Here is a 23,515-nt window from a genome sequence, read left to right on the forward strand (position 1 = left end):
AAAGGAACATCGCACTCTGTTAATGAGATGCTGACCACTAACCTATTTTTCCTCTTTGAATTAAGAATGTAGAATTAAGAATTTAGAATTAAGAATTAAGAATGTAGAATTAAGAATTTAGAATTAAGAATTTAGAATTTGGAATTCTGCATTCTACATTCTACATTCTGCATTCTACATTCTACATTCTGCATTCTACATTCTGCATTCTGCATTCTACATTCTGACATACAACCTTCAACCCTCAACCTTGGCCTTTCGGCCACGCTACGCGAACAACCTTCAACCTTGGCCTTTCGGCCACGCTACGCGAACAACCTTCAACCTTCAACCTTGGCCTTTCGGCCACGCTACGCGAACAACCTTCAACAAATACCAACAACCGCTTAATTGACCACCGATGGCTTCAACTCATCTTCGGTGTCAGCACTGGTTGCCTTAAGGCCATTATCCGACAAGGGATTACGAGCCTCAATGAGTTTGATCGCACGACTGACACTTTCTGGCAGAATCACCACTAAACCACCATCAGCCACTTTATCCAAACCCCTATCAATTGCCTCTGTCTCCTTGAGGATAATCTCATAGTTGGACTCGCGATTTTCCTCTCGTATGCCCTTACGAATTAACTCAGCTGCATCACCACTGGGACGTCCTCTTAAGTCATCATCTTCTTTGATAATAATCCTGTCAAAGATTTTTGCTGAGAGTCGTCCTAATTCAATAAAGTCTTCATCCCGGCGATCCCCAGGACCACCCACAACCCCAAAGCGCTCTCCCGGCCAGTTGCGCACAAAACTACCCAATGCCTCGTAACTAGCTGCATTGTGGGCATAATCCACTAGAGCATGATAACTGCCAAGATTGAACAAATTCATTCGTCCGGGTGTCTGGTCTACAGAAGCCCGAAATGTGGTCAATGCCTTTCGAATGGCCTCAATCGAGACTCCTTGAGCAAAGGCAGCGAGACTCGCAGCTAGAGCATTAGCAATCATAAAAGGTGCCCGTCCCCCAATTGTCACTGGCACATTAACTGCCTGCTCAATCCGCAGGGTCCAATCCCCTTTGATGATAGACAAATAACCATTTTCATAAACCGCAGCCAGACCTCCACCACTAGTGTGGTTTTTGATCAACTCATTCTCTGAGTTCATCGAGAAATAACCCACTTGACCCTTTACCTTTTCTGCCATTGCTCTGACTAGGGGGTCATCAGCATTGAGGATAGCATAGCCCTTCGGACTCACCACTTCCGCCACAATACTCTTCACCTTGGCCATCTGTTCAATGGTGTCGATGTCTCCAATTCCCAAGTGGTCAGCGGAGACATTTAAAACCACCCCAATATCACATTTGTCAAAGGCCAAGCCAGAACGCAGGATCCCACCCCGAGCAGTTTCCAGCACTGCCACCTCAACTGTAGGGTCTTTGAGAATTACCTGAGCACTTTGGGGTCCAGTGGTATCACCTTTTTCCACCATATATTCATCAACGTAGATCCCATCGGTAGTGGTATAGCCTACAACCTTTCCAGTTTGGCGATAGATATGGGCAATTAAGCGGGTGGTCGTGGTTTTTCCGTTGGTACCTGTAATGGCGATGATGGGAATACGGTTAGGTTGGCCATTTGGGAAGAGCATATCTAGGACTGGTGCTGCCACATTCCGGGGCTGACCTTGACTAGGACAAACATGCATCCTAAAGCCAGGGGCAGCATTCACCTCAACCACCACCCCATCAGCTTCCCGTAAAGGCTTAGTGATATCGGAGGTGACAATATCAATTCCAGCAATATCCAGACCAATAATTTTGGCAACCCGCTGTGCCAGCCAGATAGTTTCTGGATGGATGTTATCGGTGTGGTCTACAGCAATACCCCCAGTGCTGAGATTGGCAGTTTCCCGCAAGTAACAAACTTCCCCCTTTCTGGGTATACTGTTCAATCTGTACCCTTGCTTTTTCAAGACACTCTCACTGGTAGCGTCTACCACAATTTTAGTCAAGACATTGTCGTGTCCCTCACCGCGATGGGGATCAAGGTTAGTTTGGTCAATCAGTTCCTCAATCGTAGACCTACCATTACCCACCACATGGGCAGGGATACGCTCTGCTACTGCTACTACCTTGCCATTGACCACAAGAATCCGGTGGTCAAAACCTTTATAATAGCGCTCCACAATCACAGAGCGGGAGACTTCTTTGGCGGTCTTATAGGCAGTCTGCGCCTCTTCCCAGCTATTAATATCGAGGGTAATGCCTCGTCCATGATTCCCATTCAGGGGTTTAATCACAATCGGGTAGCCACCTACATACTCAATTGCCCCTTCCAACTCATCTAGGAATCGAATCGTTGTCCCCCGGGGAACCGGTACACCAGCATCCCTCAGGATTTGTTTGGTACCTTCTTTATCACAAGCCAACTCAACCCCTAAAATCCCTGAATAATCACTCAATGTGGCTTGAATCCGCTTTTGGTGGACACCGTAGCCCAGTTGAATCATCGCTCTCGCGCTCAGCTGCATCCAGGGAATATCTCTGGCTTCGGCTTCCTTAACCAGGGATTGAGTGCTTGGTCCTAAAGCTGAATTATTAGCCAGTTCTTGTAAATCTTTCAGGTCTTGTTCTAATTCACTTTGGGGATAGGTTTGCTTATCAATGATGCTACGACACAGCCGCACAGCTGCCCTAGCGGCATAACGACCCACCTGCTCATCAATGTACTCAAATATGACCTGGTAGACTCCTGGTGTCGCTGTTTCCCTAGTGCGACCAAATCCAACCCTCATGCCAGCCAGATCTTGTAGTTCTAGGGCAACGTGTTCAATGATGTGCCCCATCATGGTGCCTCTGGCAACCCGAGCAAGGAATCCCCCCCGGACACCAGGGGAACAGAAATGCTCTTCCAGACTGGGTAGGACAGTCTTTAGTCCTTTATAGAAGCCAGGAATCTCGTTGGAGGGGGTATTTGCCAATTCCTCTAAATCGAGACGCATGACAATCAGTTTGTGATGTCCAATACTCCAATAATTAGGACCACGTAAAGTCTGGATTCTCAGAATTCTCATATCAACTGAAACTTCGGTGGTGATGCTCGCTGAATGTGCAAGGAAGCCTAAAGACGCAATTCATCAAATAAAATCCGCCTTTATCGCCTACTTTGGCACTACTTTGGCACATTATGAGCCGATTGGCACGCTTGAAAACTCTAGCTCCAATCCGGGAATCAGGCGATCCGGTAGGCTGCTGATTAGATTTGGGATAATCTTATTATTATCAACCTTGGAGATAAAAAAAACTGTTCTGTGTGAACAGTTTTTTCAAAATTATCCATAATTATCCATTGCAGCCAGCAGGTAAGGAGCCATGTAAAAATAAGTTGTACAAATTTTATCTGAAATAACTTGTGAGATATAGCTTCCAGAACAAAAAATGTTCAGGTTATTTTTACGCGAGTCCTAATCAGATGAATTCCCCCAACTACAGTCATGAGGAAACCCCTTGATTAAGGCACTGCATCCCTTGGCACAGGTCAGGTCAAGCCATACTCAAAAGCGTGGGCTGGTTATTGCGCTTGTTGTCCAGGAGGTAAGGTTTAGCTTTCTACTGCGAATAACGAACGCTTCTGAAAGTGGTAGCGATCGCCATGACACAGAACATGCACTCGCAGATTGTGGATACTGATCGGGTCGTTATGACCAATCTTAGGCTGGTTGGTGTAAGACATTTCCTTGGGATCAATAATTGTGACAGTGCCTTTACCCATCACTTCTAACCAACCATTTTTTTCAAACAAAGCACAGGTATCTTCATCGATTCCGATGGCCAATCGCTCCGGATGTTCCGAAATAGCACTGATCAGGCGTGCCATACGATTCCGATGGTAGAAATGTTGATCGACAATCACCTCTGGAATGATTCCTAAGCCCATGGTTATATCCACCAAAGAACGATTAGGAAACTCACCACTACCACCACCAGCAATCATGTGATGACCCATAACTGCAGCCCCAGCACTTGTCCCAGCTATGGTAATCTCGCTCTGATGAACCCGCTGCCGAACTTTTTCCATTAAGGGGGTATCGGCTAGTAGCCCGCACAAGCGTAGTTGGTCACCTCCAGTCATGAATACCCCGGTACAGATTTCCAAGTACTCTAGTAAGTCTTGGTTTTCTGCTTGATAGCGATCGCGTATATCTAGCAACCGAATTTCCTCGGCTCCCATGTCTTCAAAGATGCGTTGATAGCGACTGCCAATCACGGTTGGTTCTCTGGAGGCTGAAGGGATAATGGCAAGGCGAGCATTAGTTCCTCCAGCACGCCGAAAAAAAGTTTGCAGGATCTCTCGTCCGTGAACTTTATCTTCAGCGCCGCCGATTACCAAAATAGCTGGTTGAGTGGACTTAGGCATCCTCATTCTTTGCAATTGAGATTCTAACTGCTGCATTATATTAGTAATGGGCATGAGGTGAGTTGAATACTTTTGAGTAGTGCTTTTTAGTTAAAATGCCACATTATAGCAATTTTTACGTTGAATCCGTGATTTTTTAATGATATTCACGCATTATAGCCTTACCATTTATGCATAATCACTGATTATGTATCTTAGCCTCTTCCCACAGGATTTTTAGCTCCAGACCCCTACCCTCCCTTAACTCCTTGTGCGATTTGACATTATCACTCTGTTTCCGGATTTCTTCACCTCTCCCCTGAGTTCAGGGCTACTTGGTAAGGCACTCCTCAAACAAATAGCCGAAGTGCATCTGATCAACCCCCGAGACTTTGCTACTGACAAGCATCGACGAGTTGATGATGAACCCTACGGTGGTGGGGTGGGAATGTTGATGAAACCAGAGCCGATTTTTGCGGCTGTAGAGTCTTTACCCATTTTACCCCACCGTGATGTCATCTTAATGACTCCCCAGGGGCAACCGATGAAACAGCAATTGTTCAAAGAATTGGCCACAGGTTATGATCAGCTGGTGATAATTTGTGGACACTACGAAGGTGTGGATGAGCGGGTATTACATTTAGTCACCCGAGAGGTATCACTGGGGGATTTTGTCTTAACCTGTGGAGAAATCCCAGCCCTAGCCATGATTAATGGTGTCACCCGGTTGCTACCAGGAACAGTAGGCAAAGCCGAATCCCTTAAATTAGAAAGCTTTGAAGCCGGGTTACTGGACTATCCTCAGTACACAAGACCTGCTGAGTTTCGGGGATGGAAGGTTCCAGAAGTTCTGTTATCAGGACATCATGGGGAAATTGAGCGCTGGCGTAAAGAGCAGCAAATTCAGAGGACTAAAGAACGCCGTCCTGATTTGTTTGATCAATCCCTAAATGCAAAGGGAACAGGGAGTAGGGAGTAGGGAGTAGGGAATCGGGAGTAGGGAATCGGGAGTAGGGAATCGGGAGTAGAGAATCGGGAGTAGGGAGTAGGGAATCGTAAGCATTTAGCTTATGGGCTACATCACAGCGTCGTTCGCACAGCGTGGCCAAAGGCCAAAGCCTGTGCCACGATACTTGAGGTGCCAACGGCTGATAGCTGATAGCTGATAGCTGATAGCTGTTCGCGTAGCGTGCGCGTAGCGCTTAAGCTGATAGCTGATAGCTGTTCGCGTAGCGTGCGCGTAGCGCTTAAGCTGATAGCTGATAGCTGAATGCTTACGCTCCTACTAAGGAAAACTTTAAGATAAATACTGTTGCTAAAATCCACATGGCAATAGTCGTTTCGTGAACTTTACCCTGAAAAGCTTTCAACAGAGGAAAGGTTATTAAACCGACAGCTAAGCCATCAGCAATGGAATAACTTAAAGGCATGATCAAGATGGTGAGAAATGAGGGAATTGACTCGGCTGGATCGTCCCAATGGATTTTTCTAACACTTCCGATCATCAACACTCCAACCATGACTAATGCTGGTGCTGTGGCAAAGCTGGGAATGGCAGATAGAAAGGGAATGAAAACTATCGATAGGGCAAATAAAATGGCAGTAACAACGGCAGTCAAGCCAGTGCGTCCCCCTTCCAATAGTCCTGAGGCCGACTCAATATAGGTGGTTACTGTAGAGGTGCCTAAGATTGCCCCAGCAGTAGTACCGATTGCATCTGCCATAAAGGCTCGCGACCCATGGGCAAATTCCCCCTTTTGATTGATATAACCTGCTTTGACTCCTAGTCCAGTTAGGGTACCAACGGTATCAAACAGATCCACAAACAGTAGCACAAATAGGATACTCAGTAGTTCCCAGATATTGGTCTGAACTACCTGTGACAGACCTACAAATGCCTGACCAAGTAAATCTCCTGGCCATTGGGGTAAGGCAACAATTCCTTGTGGCCAAGGGGCTATCCCCAAAATCCATGCCAGTAATGCGGTGGCGAGAATACCCCACAGCAGGGCTCCGGTAATGCGTCGAGCGATCAAGGCTGAGGTAATTAGAATCCCGACAATGGTTACTAATGTGGCTGGCTCAGTCAAATCTCCCAAGGTAGTGGTAGTTGCCTGAGACTGAGTAATGATACCTGAGCTATTGAGACCAATATAAGCAATAAATAAACCAATGCCTGTGGTGGTGGCTTGTTTAATGCATTCGGGAATCCCAGTGACAATTTTACGGCGAACTCCAGTAACCGTCAGCACTATAAAAATTAATCCTTCAATGAAAACCGCAGCCAGAGCAACCCGCCAATCTATGCCTAAACCCAACACTACTGAAAAGGCAAAGTAGGCATTGAGACCCATGCCTGGTGCTAGGGAAAATGGATATTTGGCATAGAGTCCCATCACTAAGGTTGCCAAAGCAGCTGAAATCCCGGTGGCAATCACTAATTCCCCAAACAAATCCTTGGGTTGTTGGAGGAAAATGGCATTAGACAAAATATCGGGATTGACCACCAGAATGTATGCCATGGTGACAAAGGTGGTTACTCCCGCCAGAATCTCGGTACTAAGTTTGGCTTGGTGTTGATCAAATTGGAAGAATTTAGCGATCGCGTTCGCGCAGCGTCGGCTCTGCCGAAAGCGTGACCAAAGGTCAATCCCATTGGTATCTTCCACGACTTTACGGGGTTCAGTGAACGGGTCAGATTCTGGCGTCATGGCAAGGCAAGGGTAATCAATCTGCTGCTAGCATAGTAGTTTTTTGCCAAATGCGATCGCGTAATCTAAATCTGTAACCTCGGCGTTGCGTCAGTCTTTGAATGAATAGGAGTAGAGTGGGCATCCTGCCCGCCCCAAAAGTACGCCGAACAGGCAAGATGCCTATTCCACCTCACTCTTAAAATCATTCCATTATTAAGCAACGCTGTAACCTCTGCTGGCTCCAATCCATCCTTTGAGGATAGATTAGGGGTTGCCTGAAATAACAAAACGACCAACACATACCACAAAACCGCCAACTGCTGTGATCAAAATGCCGATCAATGTCCAAATTTGTGCCTTGCTTGAACCGTTTAATTCTTTGAAATCCGTTGCAATCGCGTTTTGCTTGCTCTCTATTTTTCTTAGTGTTTCGTTTATCGTGTTGACATCTTTTTGAAGGCTATCTAGCTTTCCCTTTATGTCTTTTAAGACTTCCTCTAAGGAGTAAGTAATTTTTATGGGGGTCTCGCTCATGGGTTAAATTTCTATTATAGATATATTTTGCTGATGTCCCCTAGTAGGCAACTAGGGGACTGTCTTTATTATCCACTTTATGCTGACACTGAGTGAAGCCTCTGCAGCTGCTTTGACTGCATTCCAGGAGGAGCCTCGTAACTATGAATAGCGCTCAGCTTCCCTTCCCCTCACTGCTGACTCCCTTCTTTGTTGCCAAATTTAACTAAATTTAACAAACCTTAAAATTGACCATCAATCAAATAAAGTATTAAATAAAAAAAATACAGTTAATAACTGTAATAAAGTTAATCATTGATAAATGATTCGCTGACAGCTGACGGCTGACAGCTGACGGCTGACAGCTGACGTCATTTTAGACACCCTTGACTTTTGTTGCCAAATCTTGAAATAATAAAATCTGATTGTAGAATAGCTTAGAGTTGTTCTGTGATTTTGACTGATTTGGTCTTAATCCTCACATAATTTTTTTCAATGAAAATCCAGTATAAATCTCTCGAAAACCCTACATCCTCGGCAAGTGAGCGTCACTCGCCACACCATCAAAAATTTGTCGCTCCGCCACTGGATGATAAGTTTTACGCCGAGAGTTATGAGTTACGCAAGGCAGCTTCGACCATGACAGTTGCTGCCATTGAGTGGTTCCGCAATAATGTAACAGTATTACTGGAGGGAAGTTATTCACCCTCACACCAAGACGATACCTTATCGGTACTCAGTATTGGCAGTGGCGAAGGTGATATTGATCTTGAAATCATACAGAGCCTGATTCCCAGGCTTAATCCACGGTGGAAGCAGTTAAACTATGTAGCACTTGAACCGAATCCGATCCATCGCGGACGCTTTCTAGAACGGCTCGACCAGGCATCTTTAGGCGAAAATGTAGAGGTGTCGGTGCGTGATGACTATTTTGAACCCGGTAAGTTTGAAAGCCAACAGAAGTACGATTTGGTTCTGTTGACCCACGTTTTATACTACTTTGACGAGCCTTACCAAGCAATTCAGAGCGCCCTAACTCAAACCAAGGAAGGCGGACAGGTGGTAATTGTCCACCAAACAGCTACAGGTATCCCTCAAATCCAGCGCGAGCATATGCTGGAAGCAAAAGGTAACCAAAATGAGATGTTCACAGCACAGGACATTAGAAATTTACTGGATACTCAATCTCATCAGCATCAGTATCACCATGTCCATGCTCGCCTGGATGTGACGGAATGCCTCCAAGGCTTGGAAAATGGCGTCAAAATTATGTCATTTTGTATGGAATGCGATTTGCGCCAGCTTCAGGAAGCCAAATTTTTCAAGATTCTCCAGGGATTTTGGAGGTTGGCTGAGATTGAGGACAGTGGAAAAGCATTTATAAATGAACCGATTGGGGTTTTTGTATTGCCAGCTCCCAGTGTTACTGTTCAACAAAGAAGTCCAGAAGACCAAGATCCAGTAATTGATTATTGGCAGTTGGCGCAGCGTTTCGACTGGTCGGGTACTTTCTTATCACAATATCAACGAGGAAAATCTTCGTCTGATCTCAGATTACTGGATGTTGCCTGTGGCACAGGGCGCTGGTTGGAAGCTTTTAGTCACTATATCCAACTTGATCAAGGAATTGATAATGTTGTCTACGATTGCTTAGACCCTTGTGGGAGTTCACTGTCTCAAGCGAGTAAAAAAATTCCTCTTCTTTTCCAGCGAGGTAACCAATATGTTAATACAATTCAAGGAGCAAAGCTGGAAAGTAATGCTTACGACCTGTTGTGGTCGATGCACGGCTTTTATATGATTCCACGCCAAGACTTGAAACCTGTGTTGAAAAAGTGTGCTAGTTTGCTGAATGATACGGGAGTTGGATTTATTGGTTTGGCTACTCGTAAATCTTTCTACGTGGATTTCTACGAGCAATACCTGCAAATTTTTAAAGATGGAAAAGGCGAAGGATTTACCTCTGCGGAAGATGTGATCGAGAGTTTGGGTGAATGTGGGATTCAGCATCAAGTCCATAGGATATTCTATGAAGAGCCCATAAAAGCTGATGACTACGCAGCCTTAGAGCATTACATCAAGAATGAGGCAACAGTTAACTGCTTTAACAAGGATAAGGAAGCAGAGCAGTTATCTGAATCAAAAAATATTACCTTGGAAGATTTGCTCTCTCATCCGGAGATGGAACGATATCTAAACTCATTGCTCAGAAACTCCGTCTATTACTTTCCTGAGGAGATCTGGCTGATCTCGTTTAATGGTAGCCAGTGTTAATCGGTTTCTATTTTTTACCAAAGTAAGGAATGCCTGAATTTTCATTCCTTCAAACATCTGCTGTACCCAGCCCAGTAGTACAGCAGTCCTGTTTCCTTTGAATACCGATGTGATCACAAAGCAAAAGACATGGAAGTATGAGTGTACAGATAACAAGCTCTAACATCAGGAATCCGATAGCCAAGTCCTACTCCCAGGATGAACAAAACTTGCGCGAAGACCTTGCTGCTGCTTACCGCTTGGTTCACTACTACGGGATGACGGAGACGATCCATAGCCATATTTCAGTACGCATTCAGTCCGAACCAGCTATATTCCTAATCAATCCCTATGGTATGCTGTTCGATGAAATCCGTGCATCAGATCTAGTGCGAGTTGATGTCAATGGTAACAAAATCGATGCTACAGACGCTGAAGTAAATCAGGCAGGATTCACCATCCATAGCGCCATTCATTTAGGTTGTCCTGATGCTCATGCGATCGCCCACACCCATACTGTAAGTGGCATGGCGGTTGCTGCGATGGAAGAGGGTCTGTTGCCACTTAACCAAGCTTCCATGGAGTTCTATAATCGTGTTGCCTACCATGACTATGAGGGGATCTCACTCGACCTTGATGAGCGCGATCGCCTGGTTGCATCCCTAGGACAGAAGAACTGTTTAATCCTGCGGAACCACGGGCTTTTAACTGTGGGTCGAACCGTTGCAGAAGCACTTTACTATATGTACAACCTGAATAAGGCATGCGAGATCCAAGTCAATGTGCTAGGTACTAGCACCAAGCCGATCCTGCCATCACCTGAGATTTGTGAACATACAGCCCGCCAGTTTGAGGAGCCAACCTTCTACAACCAGGAGGTCGCCAGGATATGGGAAGCCAATCGCCGTTTGCTTGACCGGCTCGATCCCTCATATCGTCAGTAATAATGGGAACCTTAGTAACCTTGTTCACAATTCACCACATTCTTCAAAGGAAGACCATCACGAAGGCAACAAATAGCCTCTACAATCGGTTTTGTCCAGTACTCAGAATCAGTTTGAGTTGCTACATGGGGTGTTATTGTAATTTGAGGGTGTGACCAAAATGGATGATTTTCATGCAAAGGTTCCCTAGAGAAAACATCCAGACAAGCACCTGAAAGTTGACCTGAATCTAATGCTTCTAATAAATCTTTTTCTACTAAATGTTGCCCTCGTGCAACATTAATCAAATAACTTCCTTTAGGCATGGCGGAAAATGTTTCACGATTAAGAATCCCTTCTGTTTTTGGAGTTAAGGGAAGTAAACACACCAGCACTCGACATTTACTCAAGCAAAGTTTTAACTGGTCTGGTCCATGAAAACACTCTATACCATCGATGTTCTTTGGTGTCCGACTCCAACCCCGAATCGGGAAACCAAGAGTCTTGAGTTTACCAGCAGCATCTGTTCCAAGCACACCAAGACCTAAAATTCCTATAGTACAGGAGCTGGTTTCTGGTAGAGGTAAAGGGTCCCAATGTCCCGCTTTTTGAAATGTTTGATATGTAAATGCTTGTCTGTGAAAACGAAGAACAGCTAACAAGATGTATTCACTCATTCTTGATGTCACATAAGGTTCAACAATACGAACAATTGGCACATTGTGGGGAAGATGGGGGTCTCGTAAAATCTCTTCGACTCCAGCCCCGAAGGAAATAATTCCCTTAAGCTTGGGAAATTTTTCCATTATTCCTAGAGGAGGCTTCCATGTTAAGATTGCTTCTATTTTATCTGGATTCTCCACTTCTGGCCAGATCTGGACATCGAGATCTGGTATAGTTGCCTTGAGTTCTGTAACCAATAGTTCCAAATTTTCAGCTTCATAAATTATAAGTATTGAAAACATAACTAAAACCCTAAATATGACTACAACAAATCCGAATTTGAATAAATTGTTTGTTTCTGATACCTTCGCCGATATGATTAAAAACAAGCTAATGAAGAAGATGGAAGCTCATCAAGCATCCAATCCCCAAAAAGAACTATACATTATGGCCTGGGGCGAAGGATTTACCTCGGCGGAAGATGTGATCGAGAGTCTGGGTGAATGTGGGATTCAGCATCAAGTCCATAGAATATTCTATGAAGAGCCCATCAAGGCTGATGACTATGCAGCCTTAGAGCATTACATCAAGAATGAGGCAACAGTTAACTGCTTTAACAAGGATAAGGAAGCAGAGCAGTTATCTGAATCAAAAAATATTACCTTGGAGGATTTGCTCTCTCATCCGGAGATGGAACGATACCTAAACTCATTGCTCAGAAACTCTGTCTATTACTTTCCTGAGGAGATTTTGCTGATTTCATTTAATGCTAATTAATTTAGGTGGAACTATGAATACAAAAATGAGCACCCTTAAAACCAGGGAAACTTTAACTAAGTCCTACTGTCAGGATGAACAAAACTTGCGCGAAGACCTTGCTGCTGCTTACCGCTTGATTGACTACTACGGGATGTCAGACATGATCTACGGTCATATTTCCCTGCGCATTAATGAGGAACCACCAATATTTCTCCTAAAACCGCATTATCTATTTTTCGATGAAGTATGTGCATCAAATTTGGTCGCAGTTGATGGCAATGGTAATAAAATCAACCCTACAGACGCGGACATAAGTCCAGCAGGATTCACTATACACAGCGCCATTCATTTAGAACGTCCTGATGCCAATGTAATCCTACACACCCATAGTGTTAATGGGATGTCAGTTGCTGCTATGAAAGAGGGGCTGTTACCCCTTGACCAGATATCGATGGCGTTCTACAATCGCATTGCCTACCATGACTACGAGGGGATATCATTTGACCTTGATGAACGCGATCGCATCTTTGCATCGATCGGACAAAAGAAATTCTTGATCATGAGAAACCACGGGCTTTTAACTGTGGGTCGAACCGTTGCCGAAGCGTTCTACTATATGTATTATCTCAACAAAGCCTGCGAGGTTCAAGTCAATGTGCTTCGTTCTGGTGCTAAGCCTAACATTCCACCACCGGAAGTTTGCGAACATACAGCACGCCAGTATGAAGAACCCAGCTATTACGATGAGATCTTAGGCAACTGGAAAGCCAATCGCCGTTTACTTGATCGGCTCGATCCGTCAGATCGTGAGTAGTCGTCTTTCCTCTGTTCACAAATTATTTGAAAATAAGCTGTTCAGCATTTAGATTCGGATCCGCAAATTCTCGAAAGGAAACAGGGAAATGGGAAACAGAAGATTCACAATTTAAATGTCGAATAGCTTACTGTATTAGCGTTTCATTATGAATATCAATTTACCTAAAAATCATTTCAAAGAACAATCTAAGATAATAGCGTTATGGGGCGCACCTAGATGTGTAACCACTGCTTTTGAGAAGACTTTTAGTCAACGTCCAGATACAGAAATTTTTCACGAGCCTTTTAGCGATACTTATTACTTTAGTAAATGGCGACGTTCCAATCGATTTGGTGATTATCGAGATAAGCTAAATCATGACTGTGCCACAGTAATTAAAGAAATACAATTAAAAGCGCAGGTAATGCCCATAGTCTTCGTTAAAGATTTTCCGTTTCAAGTTTTGCCCTATCTTGATGAGAATATTCAAGAATTTCTTGGCTCTGTTATCAACACATTTATAATTCGCCATCCTCATGAAGTCTTAGCTTCATTGTACAAAACCAAGCAAAAACTTATAGAACAGGGGTTTGACCCAAAATTTACGGAAGAAGAATTTGGTTTCAATTCATTATATAAGATGTTTCAGATAGTAACTAAAGAATTGAGACAACAACCAATTGTTGTTGAAGCCAATCGCTTTCGCCAGAATCCAAAGAAGATTTTGATTAATTATTGTCAACAAATTGAAATCACCTTCACGCCTAAGATGCTAACTTGGGAAAATGGCAGATTAAAACAATGGAATCCTCATGAAGCCAAAATCCATGATTGTTATCACGAAACTTTAAATAATACCACTCAAATCAATCCTCCAAAAGAAATTAATCTACAGATTAGATCCGAACACTTAGACATGGTTGAAAAAGCAGTAAATGTTTATAACAAGCTTTTTGCTTATATAAGCACCTAGACACAATTAATTTGTATGCTTGCCTTAAGTTCTGTAATCAATAGTTCCAGATTTTCAGCTTCATAAATTATAAGTATTGAAAACATAACTAAAAACTTAAATATGACTACAACAAATCCGAATCTGAAGAAATTGTTTGTTTCTGATACCTTCGCCGATATGATTAAAAACAAGCTAATGAAGAAGATGGAAGCTCATCAAGCATCCAATCCCCAAAAAGAACTATACATTATGGCCTGGGGTGACACAACTCAGCCTTTAGCACCAAAAGTGGTTGACGCTTTAGTGGATGCTGCCACTAAGCTAGGAGATCGCTCAACCTATACAGGATATGGGGAATTTGACGGAAATATTAAGCTGAGAGAGGCGATCTGCAACAACTACTACAAGCCTCGTGGAATTGACCTAAAACCAGAGGAGATTTTTGTTAGTGATGGGGCGCAGTCAGGTACTTTTGGTCTTCAGGATCTCTTTGGTCTAGATAATGTTATTGCCCTACAAGACCCGATTTATCCCCCATATTTAGAAGCAAATCTGTTGGCAGGTAGAAGTAATATTATCTACCTAGAGTGCAACGATCATAATAATTTTGTTCCAGATATTCCTACATCGAAGGTGGATATAATTTACCTATGTTTTCCTAATAATCCTACAGGAGGAGTTGCCACTAAAGAACAACTCAAAGCTTTTGTTGACTATGCCAGAAGTCACAAGTCTGTGATTATTTTTGATGCTGTTTATAGTGCTTTTATTACCGACCCTAACATTCCTAAAAGTATTTATGAAATAGAAGGTGCAACTGAATGTGCCATCGAAGTTGGTAGTTTTTCCAAAACAGCTGGATTCTCTGGATTAAGATTAGGTTGGTCTGTGGTTCCGTGTGCCCTAACCCTTGAAAGCACTGTAGCAGGAGAGTTGAATGAAATGTTTAGAATTGGTCAATCTATCCGGTTTTGGGGTGCTTCTAATTTAGCACAACAAGGGGGCATTGCGGCTTTGTCCGAGCAGTGCCAACAAGAATGCCAAGAAATTGTTAACTATTACCTGGAAAATGCCAGAATCCTCAAGGAAGGTTTAGAAGCTTTTGGACTGACTTGTTTTGGTGGCACTAATAATCCCTATATATGGGTCAAAGGAGCGGAGGGCATGAGTTCTTGGGACGTCTTTAACCAACTGTTGTTTAAAGCAGGGATTGTTGGGGTACCTGGTAGCTTATTTGGTCCGAGTGGTGAAGGTTTCTTACGTCTAAGTACTTTATGTAGCCGAGAAAATATAGAAAAGGCCATAGACTTCGCGGCAGTTGTCGGGAACAGAGAATAGCGATGCAGCGCCTTAATCAGGGAGTTTCCCCCCTCTCCCCACACTCTTCTCCCGACTCCCGACTCTCTATTGCACCCGATTCCACATCCGTTGAATTTCCCCAATCACCTCAGAATTTGGTGGTGCTAAGCTTTTTAAATTAGGGTCAGTTTTTGCACCCGGAATACCTTTTGTCCAAGGACTCCCGGACACCGATTGCAAATCAATACCCCCAACTACAGGACGAAAACCGTATTGCACAAAGGTTTTTTGTTGTTCTGGAGCAGTTAGGAATTGGAGGAATTTCCGTGCTGCTTTTACCTGTTGCGAGTTAACATCTCTGCGGACAATGGCTGCTGTCGAAACCGTTTCAATGGTGGGATTAAAATAATAAATTTGATAGGGCTTGCTTTGAGTCTGGGCTGCTTGTTCCCAACGGTAGAGGGCAATGCTTTCATATACAGTAGCAACATCTGCATCATTGGGGCCACGGGCAATAAACTCTTGCAATAGAGTGTCCGTTGACCGTGGCGGTTGATAGACAGACCGCTTTACTAAACCGAACAGAGATTGAGTTTCCGGGCTATTAAAATTAGTTGGGGATAAGGTTGCGCCCCCAGAATTACTCTGTGTCCAAAGACTTAAGGTCAGTTGTCCGCTATTGGAACGATTAGGATCGGTAGTGACAAAGTCAAAACTACCCCAGTTAGGATTGCCGCCAATCTCCTGCCAATTGCGCTTTTTCATGGCATTTTCTAGTTTTAACCATTGAAAACGACCATCAGGAAATAGAACTTGGCCCCGTTCTGGCCAAGCAATACCTACTAAGAGGGTTTTGGCAATGGGTTGGGGGTTATCATAAAAAGGTGCGCTAGTGTTTTGGGCTTGCCAGCGATCGCTTAACTCATTCAACAAAACCCCATTAGCGGGAATTAAAATTGTGGGTTTAAAATCATTCTTTTCATCGAGATAGCGATTTACTAATTCCTGGGAGCCTTGGAATTTAAATTCGATGTTAATATTAGAATAGGTTTCTTCAAAACGTTGTTCCAGAACAGCGAGGGGTTCTTGCAATTCTGTTCCAGTGACGACATAAAGGGTTTGGTTTAATCCTGGTAAAGGAGCGTAGGCAATGCCTAGGGAAACAGCGATAATCCCCAGGGATGTAATTGTTTTAGTGGTTTTATTATCCATTTACTCTAGCGGTTTGCGACTTTATTGAGTTTTCTGATTTTTTAGGGAACAGGGAACAGGGAACAGGGAACAGGGAAGAGAGAAGAGGGAATAGGGAACAGGGAACAGGGAACAGGGAACAGGGAAGAGATCAGTTGGTATTAAACTTAAGTTATTTACAGCAGTTTGCAATTGGGTATTGAAAACCGCTATAGCTGATAGCTGACAGCTGATAGCTGATAGCTGAATGCTTACTATCAAGTTAAGATAGGAAAAGAGCCATATTGTCTTGAAAACCTGCCAATTCGGTACTGAGGGAGCGCAATTCTTCCAAGGTTTGGGTATCTTCTAAATTGCTTGTGCGCAGGCGATTCTGCAACTGTTGTAAAACTCCCGCAGTATCAGTAATCAAAGTAGCTAGAGCAATCACCTGGGCTTGTCTGGCATCTTCCCCTTGTCTGGCCAGGGTAATGTTGTGCTGCAAGCTGGTGGCTAATTGCTGTAATTGTTGTCTGGCGACTCCAGAACTCTTAGTTTTTTTCGCCTCTACCTCTTGCAACTGCTGCTGTAACTCGGTTACTGAAAGCAGGGAGTCGGTACCATGGAGACGTTGGGAGAATTGGTCAATTTTGGTGGGTAATTCCAAAGCGCGATTGACCGAAGGTCACGCTACGCGATCGCATGCGAATTGAATCGTAGAAAGTAGCTCCATTTCGGTGGTAGCAAGGGCAAGTTTTTCCGATTCTGAGCGCAGGCTTTCTGCTTTCTGAGCAATCAGTTGAGCCTGTTGTCGTACCTGTTGTAATTCCCTTTCTAAGGCAGGGTTTTGTAGGGTCGGGCGTGGTTGACTTTCCTTTTGCTTAAGAACAGTGGCACCAGCCACCGTGACCACTCCTGCTAGGGGTATAGCAATGGGGCTAGGAAGTCGAGCAACTCGTACTGCGATCGCATGGACTACACCTCCTGCTAAGACCGCTAGGGGATAATGAAGAGGATTTGCAAAGGTTAACATGGGTTTGGTAATCGGTAATCAGCGACTGATAATTGATTTAAAATAATTTACTTAAAACTCAACTTGTAAATCGGCGATCAACTTAGAAATCGTTTCGGGATTGCCCTGACGATAATAGCCCCCATTTAGTTCAGCAATTGTTTGCAATACTTGAGGACTAAATTCTCCTTGTTTGCCGTAACCGACGGTGAAAAAAGCAATACTTTCATCCGCTTCAAAGTTACTGCTTTGTAATTGTTGTGAGAGGTTATCGAGAGTAATTTCTGAGCCAGAATCCTGACCATCGGTTAAAATCAACACCGCATTAATTGCGTCTGTTTTAAAATTTTGTTTTAACCAGTTCCGAGCAAAAATAGCACTATCATATAATCGAGTTCCTCCCCCAGCTTTCAGACTACCGATAAATTTTATACCCTCAGCTTTTCCTTGGGGTGTTCCTTCCACCATAAATGGCTGTTCAATCTCATTACTGAAAGGAATAATGGCAATCTTTTCCCTTGAACCGATATTCTGCACGTAGTTCAGTAACGTATTCTGCACAGACGAGAGTTTCTCACCTCTCATAGAACCGGAAACATCTACGACTAAAGCAACTTGGGAAGGTTTTTTGGCGTAGCTTTGCCAACTTTGCAACATCGCTTCTACCACTTCCGGTTTAGGAGGACGGTAGGAATCGTATTTAGGATTAGCTTGTACCCCAAATTGAGGGGAAAACTTACTGCCAAGGGGCACCCCTGGAATCCCCGGACGTAAGCCCAAGTCTACCGCAATTTTTTGGGTTTCTGGTTGCCGTAGGAATTCAATAACTTTTTCCCCTGCTGCTTTCTCTTTTTCACTCACCCATGGGGCATTGGGGAGGATGGCGCGGATGTTAGAACTGAAGGTAGCAGAAGGATAAACCGCTTGATAGTTAACCGTATTATTACCTTGGCTGTTGGCAGAAATCACTAAGGATTCGTAGACAGAGCCCACAGAAGCCCAAAACGGACCGTTTTTCACCATCGATTTCGCTAAAGACCCGGTGGATTTGCCGTAACGGGTTATTTTGTTTTGGATTTTCTGAACCCGATCTTGGTATTTTTTTACATCAGCTATGGTGAGTTCTTCAGGACGCTTACCGGAAACCGAAGCAAATTGAGCCACTAGGGTTTGCAAGCCAGAATTGGAACGGGTTGGGGCGGTGTGAACGTAGGTTATTGGTAAAGCAGCCGCCTTGGGGTCTAGATCCTGGTGATTTTTCGCCTCTACCAAGGAAACATAGAGATCGTCCACTGCTGCTAAACTTCCGGCTAAATCAGCTTGGGTCATAAAAACCATCGGACTGTAAGCAAGCAGAGGTGATTCAGTTAAATCTGGGATATAGTTCTGTCCTGGAAAAATTTTATTAATCTGGAAGATCAGCTGACTCTGGTAAATTTCTCCATCGACAGAAATTAAAGTAGGAAATTGGGAGTCTTCAGGAGCGATCGCACCAGATTGCAATTGTTTAGTAAGATTAAGAACTTCCTCCACCACATCCCCACTTCCTTTAGTATCGCAGGTTAGATAAAAGGGAGTACCATCCTCTAGTTTAGGCTGGGAGTTATTGAGTTTGGTGGCAGCGCGATTGACCGAAGGTCACGCTACGCGATCGCAAAAATCTTTTAAGTCACTCCCTGCCAGAAAGCGAATTTCTAAACCTCGGTTAACTGTTTGGTTGATTGTTTGACTAGTCTGACAAGCACCAAGGAGCAAGAGAACAGAAGAGATAGGTATAAAATATCGTTTCCAAGAGATTGAAGGGAAAACCTTGGGGAGATTGCTATAATTAAACATCACACATCGCTTAGTTTTTTAATCTAAGATCAAGCACCAATTAAATGATAACACGTTTGCTTAAAAAAAGCTGTTTAAATGGTAGTTTTTTATTGGGTGTGATAAGATAGAATAGGCTTCCCATGTTTGGTAACCAGTTTTACTATGATTCAGCAGCTTACTCCCACCACCGATGACATCTTATATCCCGAAAGTGACGGGAAACCAATGGCCGACAATACCCTTCAATTTGAACTAATTACCACCATTAAGTATGGCCTGGAAGTCCACTTCAAAGATGACCCTAATGTATTCATCGCTGGGGATTTGTTGTGGTATCCAGAACAAGGAGAACCCAAAATCAACCAAGCCCCCGATGTGATGGTAGTTATCGGTAGACCCAAAGGGCATCGGCGTTCTTACAAGACCTGGGTTGAAGATAACCTTAATCCCCAAGTCACCTTTGAAATTGCATCAGAAACCAACACCATCAAAGAATTAGAAGAAAAGAAACTCAAGTTTTACCAGACCCATGGGGTAGAAGAGTACTATCTTTTTGACCCAGATCGGACAAAACTGAAAGGCTGGTTGCGTTCATCAGAAAAACTAGAACCAATCCCCCAGATGCTGGGTTGGGTAAGTCCCCGTTTAGGAATTACCTTTGAGTTAGTAGCATCTCAATTGGTGCTCTATTATCCCAATGGTGAGCCTTTTGCTAGCTATTTAGAAATTAGTGAGCAAAGAGATATGGCTCAACAACAGGCAGAGCTCGAAAGGCTCGAAAAAGAACAAGAACGCCAACGGGCAGAACAAGCGGAGCAAGCTTTAGAGCTTGAACGAATTCGTATGAAAGCATTGCTAGAGCAATTAAAAGCCAAAGGGATAAATCCCGAGGATTTTAACCTATAATCTCTAGCAATTCTCCTAGTAATCAGGTAGACAGGATTTTTCCTGTTCCCTACTCCATTCCCCCCTTAATAAGGGGGGCTAGGGGGGATCCCGACTCCCATTAACCCAAACAATTTTTCCTATGGTTCAGCAAATTACTCCCACCACCGATGACATCTTATATCCCGAAAGTGACGGGAAACCAATGGCCGACAATACCCTTCAATTTGAACTAATTACCACCATTAAGTATGGCCTGGAAGTCCACTTCAAAGATGACCCTAATGTATTCATCGCTGGGGATTTGTTGTGGTATCCAGAACAAGGAGAACCCAAAATCAACCAAGCCCCCGATGTGATGGTAGTTATCGGTAGACCCAAAGGGCATCGGCGTTCTTACAAGACCTGGGTTGAAGATAACCTTAATCCCCAAGTCACCTTTGAAATAGCATCAGAAACCAACACCATCAAGGAATTAGAAGAGGATAAACTCAAGTTTTACCGGACCCATGGAGTAGAAGAGTACTATCTGTATGATCCAAACAGAGCCAAACTAAAAGGCTGGTTGCGTTCAGGAAAAAAACTAGAACCCATCCCCCAGATGCTGGGTTGGGTGAGTCCCCGTTTAGGAATTACCTTTGAGTTAGTAGCATCTCAATTGGTGCTGTATTATCCCAATGGTGAGCCTTTTGCTAGCTATTTAGAAATTAGTGAGCAGAAAGAACAACAACGTCAACGAGCAGAACAGGCAGAAGAAGCTTTAGAACAAACACAGGAAGCTTTAGAGCTTGAAAGACTCGAAAAACAACAGGCATCACAACGGGCAGAGCAAGCACAGCAAGCTTTAGAGCAAGAACGAAGTCGTATGAAAGCCTTGCGGTCGCAATTAAAAGCAAAAGGGATAAATCCCGAGGATTTTGACCTGTAAGCTATTTGATTGATAAGTTTAAACCATACCGATACCCCATACCTTCAATCCAGAGCCGCCTGTCAAATTTTACTTTTATTCTCTTCTAGTTGACGCACCTTTGATTCATCCCCTAAAGCCCGATAACTAACTTGGGCTTTTTCCAACCACTGTAAAGCTTCCTCTTTACTGTCAAGAATTATGCTAATAATTACTAAGCGCTTTTGTATTTCCGCTTGACTGTTTAAATCTGATGTTGCTTGAGCCAGTTCTAAACCTTTGAGGTAACGCTCCTTTGCCAGTCGATTTAATCCCACTTCTGTGTAGGTATCCCCTAGCAGTTGATAGGTGGCTACCAAAGTATTACCATCTTTGATGCTTTGTTCAAGTATATCAATGGCATCATATTTCAAGTCTTTGCTGAGGTAAAAATGGGCTAGGGCTAAGGTATTTGCTTTTTCACTTAACTGTTTTTGCTGGAGTTCCTCTACTTCTTTTAATAGGGTGTTGGCTTTCTTTTCATCAAGTACCCGAAAACCCAATACCCCTTCCTCTATAGAACGTTTACCTTTGTCAGTTTCAACAATTAACGAATAATAACCAGGTGCTAGAGGTTGTTCCCCTGAATAAAGAATTTCTGTCTCCCTAGTGTAGGTTTTCCAGTCTAGATCTAATCCTTCTCCACGAATCCTAACAGAGTAACGTTCTGCACCTTCAACCTGATGCCAGCGTAGGGTGGGTCGGTTGTCGAGTAAGGATGTGTTCCTCGGACTTAATAGGTAAGGAATTTTTTGATTATTTGCTGCCCTAGTAGGAGCGGTATAATCCTCTGAGTGAATTATTCTACTATCTCCGGCGGTAGGACAGCCTTCATTAACGATGGATGTTTTTCCCGGTTCAGGTTTCCAGGTTGTCCAGTTGGAACACAGCACTTCAACCGTAGCATTTGAGTCTACCAACAGCCTATCTTCCCCCCTGAGTACATTACCAATAGAAGCTGGTTGAAAATTTGACCAATTGGGCTTCTGGAATTTGACTTGACCTGGAGGAGCCAAGGCGATAATTAGATTAAAGCTTCGTATTTGAGGCAGGGCAGGTTTGACGAAAGGGACTGCCACACCTAGCCCCAATGCAAAGGCAATTAAGGTTTTCCATTGTTTTGACCACATGATTGATTTTCCTCCTTTAATTTTTGATGAGCTAAGCCCAGCCACAGATCCTCATCAGGATTAGCACTTGACCCCAATTGACAACATTTTTGCCACTGGGTAAGGGCTTTGGTTTTCTGGTTTTGTCCTTGATAAACCTGAGCTAATAAGCAGTGGGCTGAACCGCGATTGCTGATTTTTTCAATACCTTCTGGACTACTGCCTAAAGAGACCGCGCTCCGGAGAATTGGTTCTGCTTGCTCCTCTCGCCCTTGCTTGAGTAAAGCCCAACCCAAGTTTTTCATCAGGTCGTATCGAACTTTGATGCTTGCTTGCCCAGCCCCGGCTAAACCTTTGAAGAGTAAGGGGATAGCTAAGGAGGGTTTGTTGTTAAGAATATGCAAGCGACCTAAGTTGTTATAAGCTTTAACAAAACCGCCTTTTACGGCGAATTGGTATTGAGTTCTGGCTTTGTCAAACTGTTGTAAATCTTCGTATACTACAGCTAAGTTGTAGTGAGCTTTGACATTATCAGGATTAAGGGCTAAGGCTTGCTGATAGTGGGCTTCAGCACTGGCGAGTTGACCCTTGTTATAGTTTTCAAAACCTCTTCTATTAGAAAAATTAGAAAAATTGGGCAGATAAAAGTTAAAACCTAGTAAGATTAGCAGTAATAACTCCGTCGCCCCGAGCTGGGCTTCCCCATGAAAATGCTTGGGAATACCCAGTCGGATTAATAATTTATCAAATCCTTCTTGTCCGGTTTCCGTTAGTTCGCTTATCGCTTGTAATAAGGTCAAAAGACTGGGAAAAGCAATTGCTACTGCTCCCGCAAATCCAGTGCCTGCTATCAGAAAACGAGGCAGAAGGTCGATTAACAAGCCAAGATTCGCCGTCCAGCCAGCAATGCTCAATCCTCGCCATAACCAATCCCACCATTGCCAGCGGGCAAGCTCCGCTTCTGTTTCTAAATGCCACCACCAAGCTGTGTCTGGGGGTTCCAAACTAGTTCGCCAGCTGGAAAAATCAATAACTTTGCTGATCTGCCAAGCATTTTGTTTGAGGCGCACATCCAAGGCAACAAGGGTTTTTTGTTCGTGATAATAATGGTAAACTTTTGCCTGAACAGTAGCGTGAACAAAATCCCTAGCATTTAAAACTGCAATAATTTGCTCTTCAGACATCGGTGATGCTGAATCTTCCAGGTTATCAAGGGCTATTTCGTAAGTCTTGAGAGCCTCATCTAAGGGAGGAGTATTCATTTACTTTGTGGGTCAAAGATGTAAAAATTAAACTTAATTGTTCTTCCAACTTATATATTTTATTTTATAGAT

Annotated in this window: 23 protein-coding genes and 1 pseudogene; 10 read left to right on the forward strand and 14 right to left on the reverse strand. The window is 43.7% G+C overall.

The genetic code is table 11. The features are described from left to right. Nucleotides 1–138: 138 nt before the first annotated feature. Nucleotides 139–390 carry a hypothetical protein gene (locus BJP37_RS42040; RefSeq protein WP_158069859.1) on the forward strand — a complete coding sequence of 84 codons (252 nt, stop codon included), beginning with the start codon at nt 139–141 and terminating at the stop codon, nt 388–390. Here BJP37_RS42040 and cphA read toward each other — a convergent pair. Together cphA and BJP37_RS32095 are read right to left on the reverse strand one after the other, a co-directional pair. After that, a complete protein-coding gene (cphA, locus tag BJP37_RS32090) occupies nt 387–3,065 on the reverse strand; it encodes a cyanophycin synthetase (RefSeq protein WP_075905072.1) in 2,679 nt (892 codons plus the stop codon). The two genes, BJP37_RS42040 and cphA, sit on opposite strands and share 4 nt — an antisense overlap. A 527-nt stretch (nt 3,066–3,592) precedes the next feature. Continuing rightward, nucleotides 3,593–4,444 carry a cyanophycinase gene (locus BJP37_RS32095; RefSeq protein ID WP_075906671.1) on the reverse strand — a complete coding sequence of 284 codons (852 nt, stop codon included), beginning with the start codon at nt 4,442–4,444 and terminating at the stop codon, nt 3,593–3,595. A 214-nt stretch (nt 4,445–4,658) separates the two neighbouring features. Here BJP37_RS32095 and trmD point away from each other — a divergent pair, with 214 nt between their 5' ends. Next, nucleotides 4,659–5,366: a tRNA (guanosine(37)-N1)-methyltransferase TrmD gene (trmD, locus tag BJP37_RS32100; protein WP_075905074.1), complete on the forward strand. Its 708-nt coding sequence runs from the start codon at nt 4,659–4,661 to the stop codon at nt 5,364–5,366. Between the two features lie 101 nt (nt 5,367–5,467). Here trmD and BJP37_RS37935 read toward each other — a convergent pair whose 3' ends face one another. From BJP37_RS37935 to BJP37_RS32115, 4 genes are all read right to left on the reverse strand, one after another. Continuing rightward, the gene (locus tag BJP37_RS37935; protein WP_143727901.1) at nt 5,468–5,713 is read right to left on the reverse strand and encodes a hypothetical protein; all 246 of its coding nucleotides are present in this window, start codon (nt 5,711–5,713) and stop codon (nt 5,468–5,470) included. Next, a complete protein-coding gene (locus BJP37_RS32110) occupies nt 5,662–7,098 on the reverse strand; it encodes an NCS2 family permease (RefSeq protein WP_081431407.1) in 1,437 nt (478 codons plus the stop codon). The genes BJP37_RS37935 and BJP37_RS32110 overlap by 52 nt, the downstream gene beginning before the upstream one ends. 16 nt (nt 7,099–7,114) lie before the next feature. Then, nucleotides 7,115–7,255, reverse strand: coding sequence for a hypothetical protein (locus BJP37_RS40455; protein WP_158069860.1), 141 nt, complete (start codon nt 7,253–7,255; stop codon nt 7,115–7,117). A gap of 89 nt (nt 7,256–7,344) precedes the next feature. Next, nucleotides 7,345–7,614 (reverse strand): hemolysin XhlA family protein, encoded by a 270-nt coding sequence (locus tag BJP37_RS32115; protein WP_075905076.1) that lies wholly within the window; start codon nt 7,612–7,614, stop codon nt 7,345–7,347. 474 nt (nt 7,615–8,088) lie between these two features. Here BJP37_RS32115 and BJP37_RS32120 point away from each other — a divergent pair, with 474 nt between their 5' ends. Both BJP37_RS32120 and BJP37_RS32125 read left to right on the forward strand, forming a co-directional pair. After that, nucleotides 8,089–9,867, forward strand: a complete 1,779-nt coding sequence (locus BJP37_RS32120; RefSeq protein ID WP_081431408.1) for a class I SAM-dependent methyltransferase — start codon at nt 8,089–8,091, stop codon at nt 9,865–9,867. Nucleotides 9,868–10,004: 137 nt separating this feature from the next. Then, a complete protein-coding gene (locus BJP37_RS32125; RefSeq protein ID WP_075905080.1) occupies nt 10,005–10,790 on the forward strand; it encodes a class II aldolase/adducin family protein in 786 nt (261 codons plus the stop codon). 11 nt (nt 10,791–10,801) lie between these two features. Here the strand turns inward: BJP37_RS32125 and BJP37_RS32130 are convergent, their stop codons facing one another. Further along, complete coding sequence (locus tag BJP37_RS32130) at nt 10,802–11,734, reverse strand: 2-hydroxyacid dehydrogenase (protein ID WP_075905082.1); 933 nt, start codon at nt 11,732–11,734, stop codon at nt 10,802–10,804. Between the two features lie 16 nt (nt 11,735–11,750). Here BJP37_RS32130 and BJP37_RS32135 point away from each other — a divergent pair, with 16 nt between their 5' ends. The 4 genes from BJP37_RS32135 to BJP37_RS32150 all read left to right on the forward strand — a co-directional run bounded on the left by BJP37_RS32135 (nt 11,751) and on the right by BJP37_RS32150 (nt 15,280). Continuing rightward, a complete protein-coding gene (locus tag BJP37_RS32135; protein WP_075905084.1) occupies nt 11,751–12,209 on the forward strand; it encodes a hypothetical protein in 459 nt (152 codons plus the stop codon). Nucleotides 12,210–12,222: 13 nt separating this feature from the next. Further along, on the forward strand, nt 12,223–13,005 hold the full coding sequence (locus BJP37_RS32140) for a class II aldolase/adducin family protein (protein ID WP_229415513.1): 783 nt from the start codon (nt 12,223–12,225) through the stop codon (nt 13,003–13,005). Between the two features lie 148 nt (nt 13,006–13,153). Next, nucleotides 13,154–13,960, forward strand: a complete 807-nt coding sequence (locus BJP37_RS32145) for a sulfotransferase-like domain-containing protein (RefSeq protein WP_075905086.1) — start codon at nt 13,154–13,156, stop codon at nt 13,958–13,960. Between the two features lie 102 nt (nt 13,961–14,062). Continuing rightward, on the forward strand, nt 14,063–15,280 hold the full coding sequence (locus tag BJP37_RS32150; protein ID WP_075905088.1) for an LL-diaminopimelate aminotransferase: 1,218 nt from the start codon (nt 14,063–14,065) through the stop codon (nt 15,278–15,280). A gap of 66 nt (nt 15,281–15,346) precedes the next feature. On the opposite strand, the gene BJP37_RS32155 is transcribed toward BJP37_RS32150, so the two are convergent. The 5 genes and pseudogenes from BJP37_RS32155 to BJP37_RS45270 all read right to left on the reverse strand — a co-directional run bounded on the left by BJP37_RS32155 (nt 15,347) and on the right by BJP37_RS45270 (nt 19,259). Continuing rightward, on the reverse strand, nt 15,347–16,453 hold the full coding sequence (locus BJP37_RS32155; protein WP_075905090.1) for a substrate-binding domain-containing protein: 1,107 nt from the start codon (nt 16,451–16,453) through the stop codon (nt 15,347–15,349). A gap of 21 nt (nt 16,454–16,474) precedes the next feature. Further along, entirely contained in the window at nt 16,475–16,693 is a 219-nt protein-coding gene (locus tag BJP37_RS37940) for a hypothetical protein (protein WP_143727903.1), read from the reverse strand. A gap of 1 nt (nt 16,694) precedes the next feature. Further along, nucleotides 16,695–17,078 (reverse strand): hypothetical protein, encoded by a 384-nt coding sequence (locus BJP37_RS43045; RefSeq protein ID WP_229415514.1) that lies wholly within the window; start codon nt 17,076–17,078, stop codon nt 16,695–16,697. A gap of 18 nt (nt 17,079–17,096) precedes the next feature. Then, nucleotides 17,097–17,444: a hypothetical protein gene (locus BJP37_RS43050; RefSeq protein ID WP_229415515.1), complete on the reverse strand. Its 348-nt coding sequence runs from the start codon at nt 17,442–17,444 to the stop codon at nt 17,097–17,099. Between the two features lie 51 nt (nt 17,445–17,495). Beyond that, nucleotides 17,496–19,259: pseudogene (locus BJP37_RS45270) on the reverse strand (extracellular solute-binding protein). Nucleotides 19,260–19,403: 144 nt separating this feature from the next. On the opposite strand from BJP37_RS45270, the gene BJP37_RS32170 reads away from it, so the two are divergent. Then, the gene (locus BJP37_RS32170) at nt 19,404–20,147 is read left to right on the forward strand and encodes a Uma2 family endonuclease (RefSeq protein ID WP_075905092.1); all 744 of its coding nucleotides are present in this window, start codon (nt 19,404–19,406) and stop codon (nt 20,145–20,147) included. 121 nt (nt 20,148–20,268) lie between these two features. Then, the gene (locus BJP37_RS32175) at nt 20,269–21,054 is read left to right on the forward strand and encodes a Uma2 family endonuclease (RefSeq protein ID WP_075905094.1); all 786 of its coding nucleotides are present in this window, start codon (nt 20,269–20,271) and stop codon (nt 21,052–21,054) included. A gap of 62 nt (nt 21,055–21,116) precedes the next feature. Here the strand turns inward: BJP37_RS32175 and BJP37_RS32180 are convergent, their stop codons facing one another. Together BJP37_RS32180 and BJP37_RS32185 are read right to left on the reverse strand one after the other, a co-directional pair. Further along, complete coding sequence (locus BJP37_RS32180) at nt 21,117–22,202, reverse strand: hypothetical protein (RefSeq protein WP_075905096.1); 1,086 nt, start codon at nt 22,200–22,202, stop codon at nt 21,117–21,119. Next, nucleotides 22,175–23,443, reverse strand: a complete 1,269-nt coding sequence (locus BJP37_RS32185; protein ID WP_075905098.1) for a tetratricopeptide repeat protein — start codon at nt 23,441–23,443, stop codon at nt 22,175–22,177. The genes BJP37_RS32180 and BJP37_RS32185 overlap by 28 nt, the downstream gene beginning before the upstream one ends. Between the last annotated feature and the right edge of the window lie 72 nt (nt 23,444–23,515).

The organism is Moorena bouillonii PNG, assembly GCF_001942495.1.
Lineage (GTDB): Bacteria > Cyanobacteriota > Cyanobacteriia > Cyanobacteriales > Coleofasciculaceae > Moorena > Moorena bouillonii.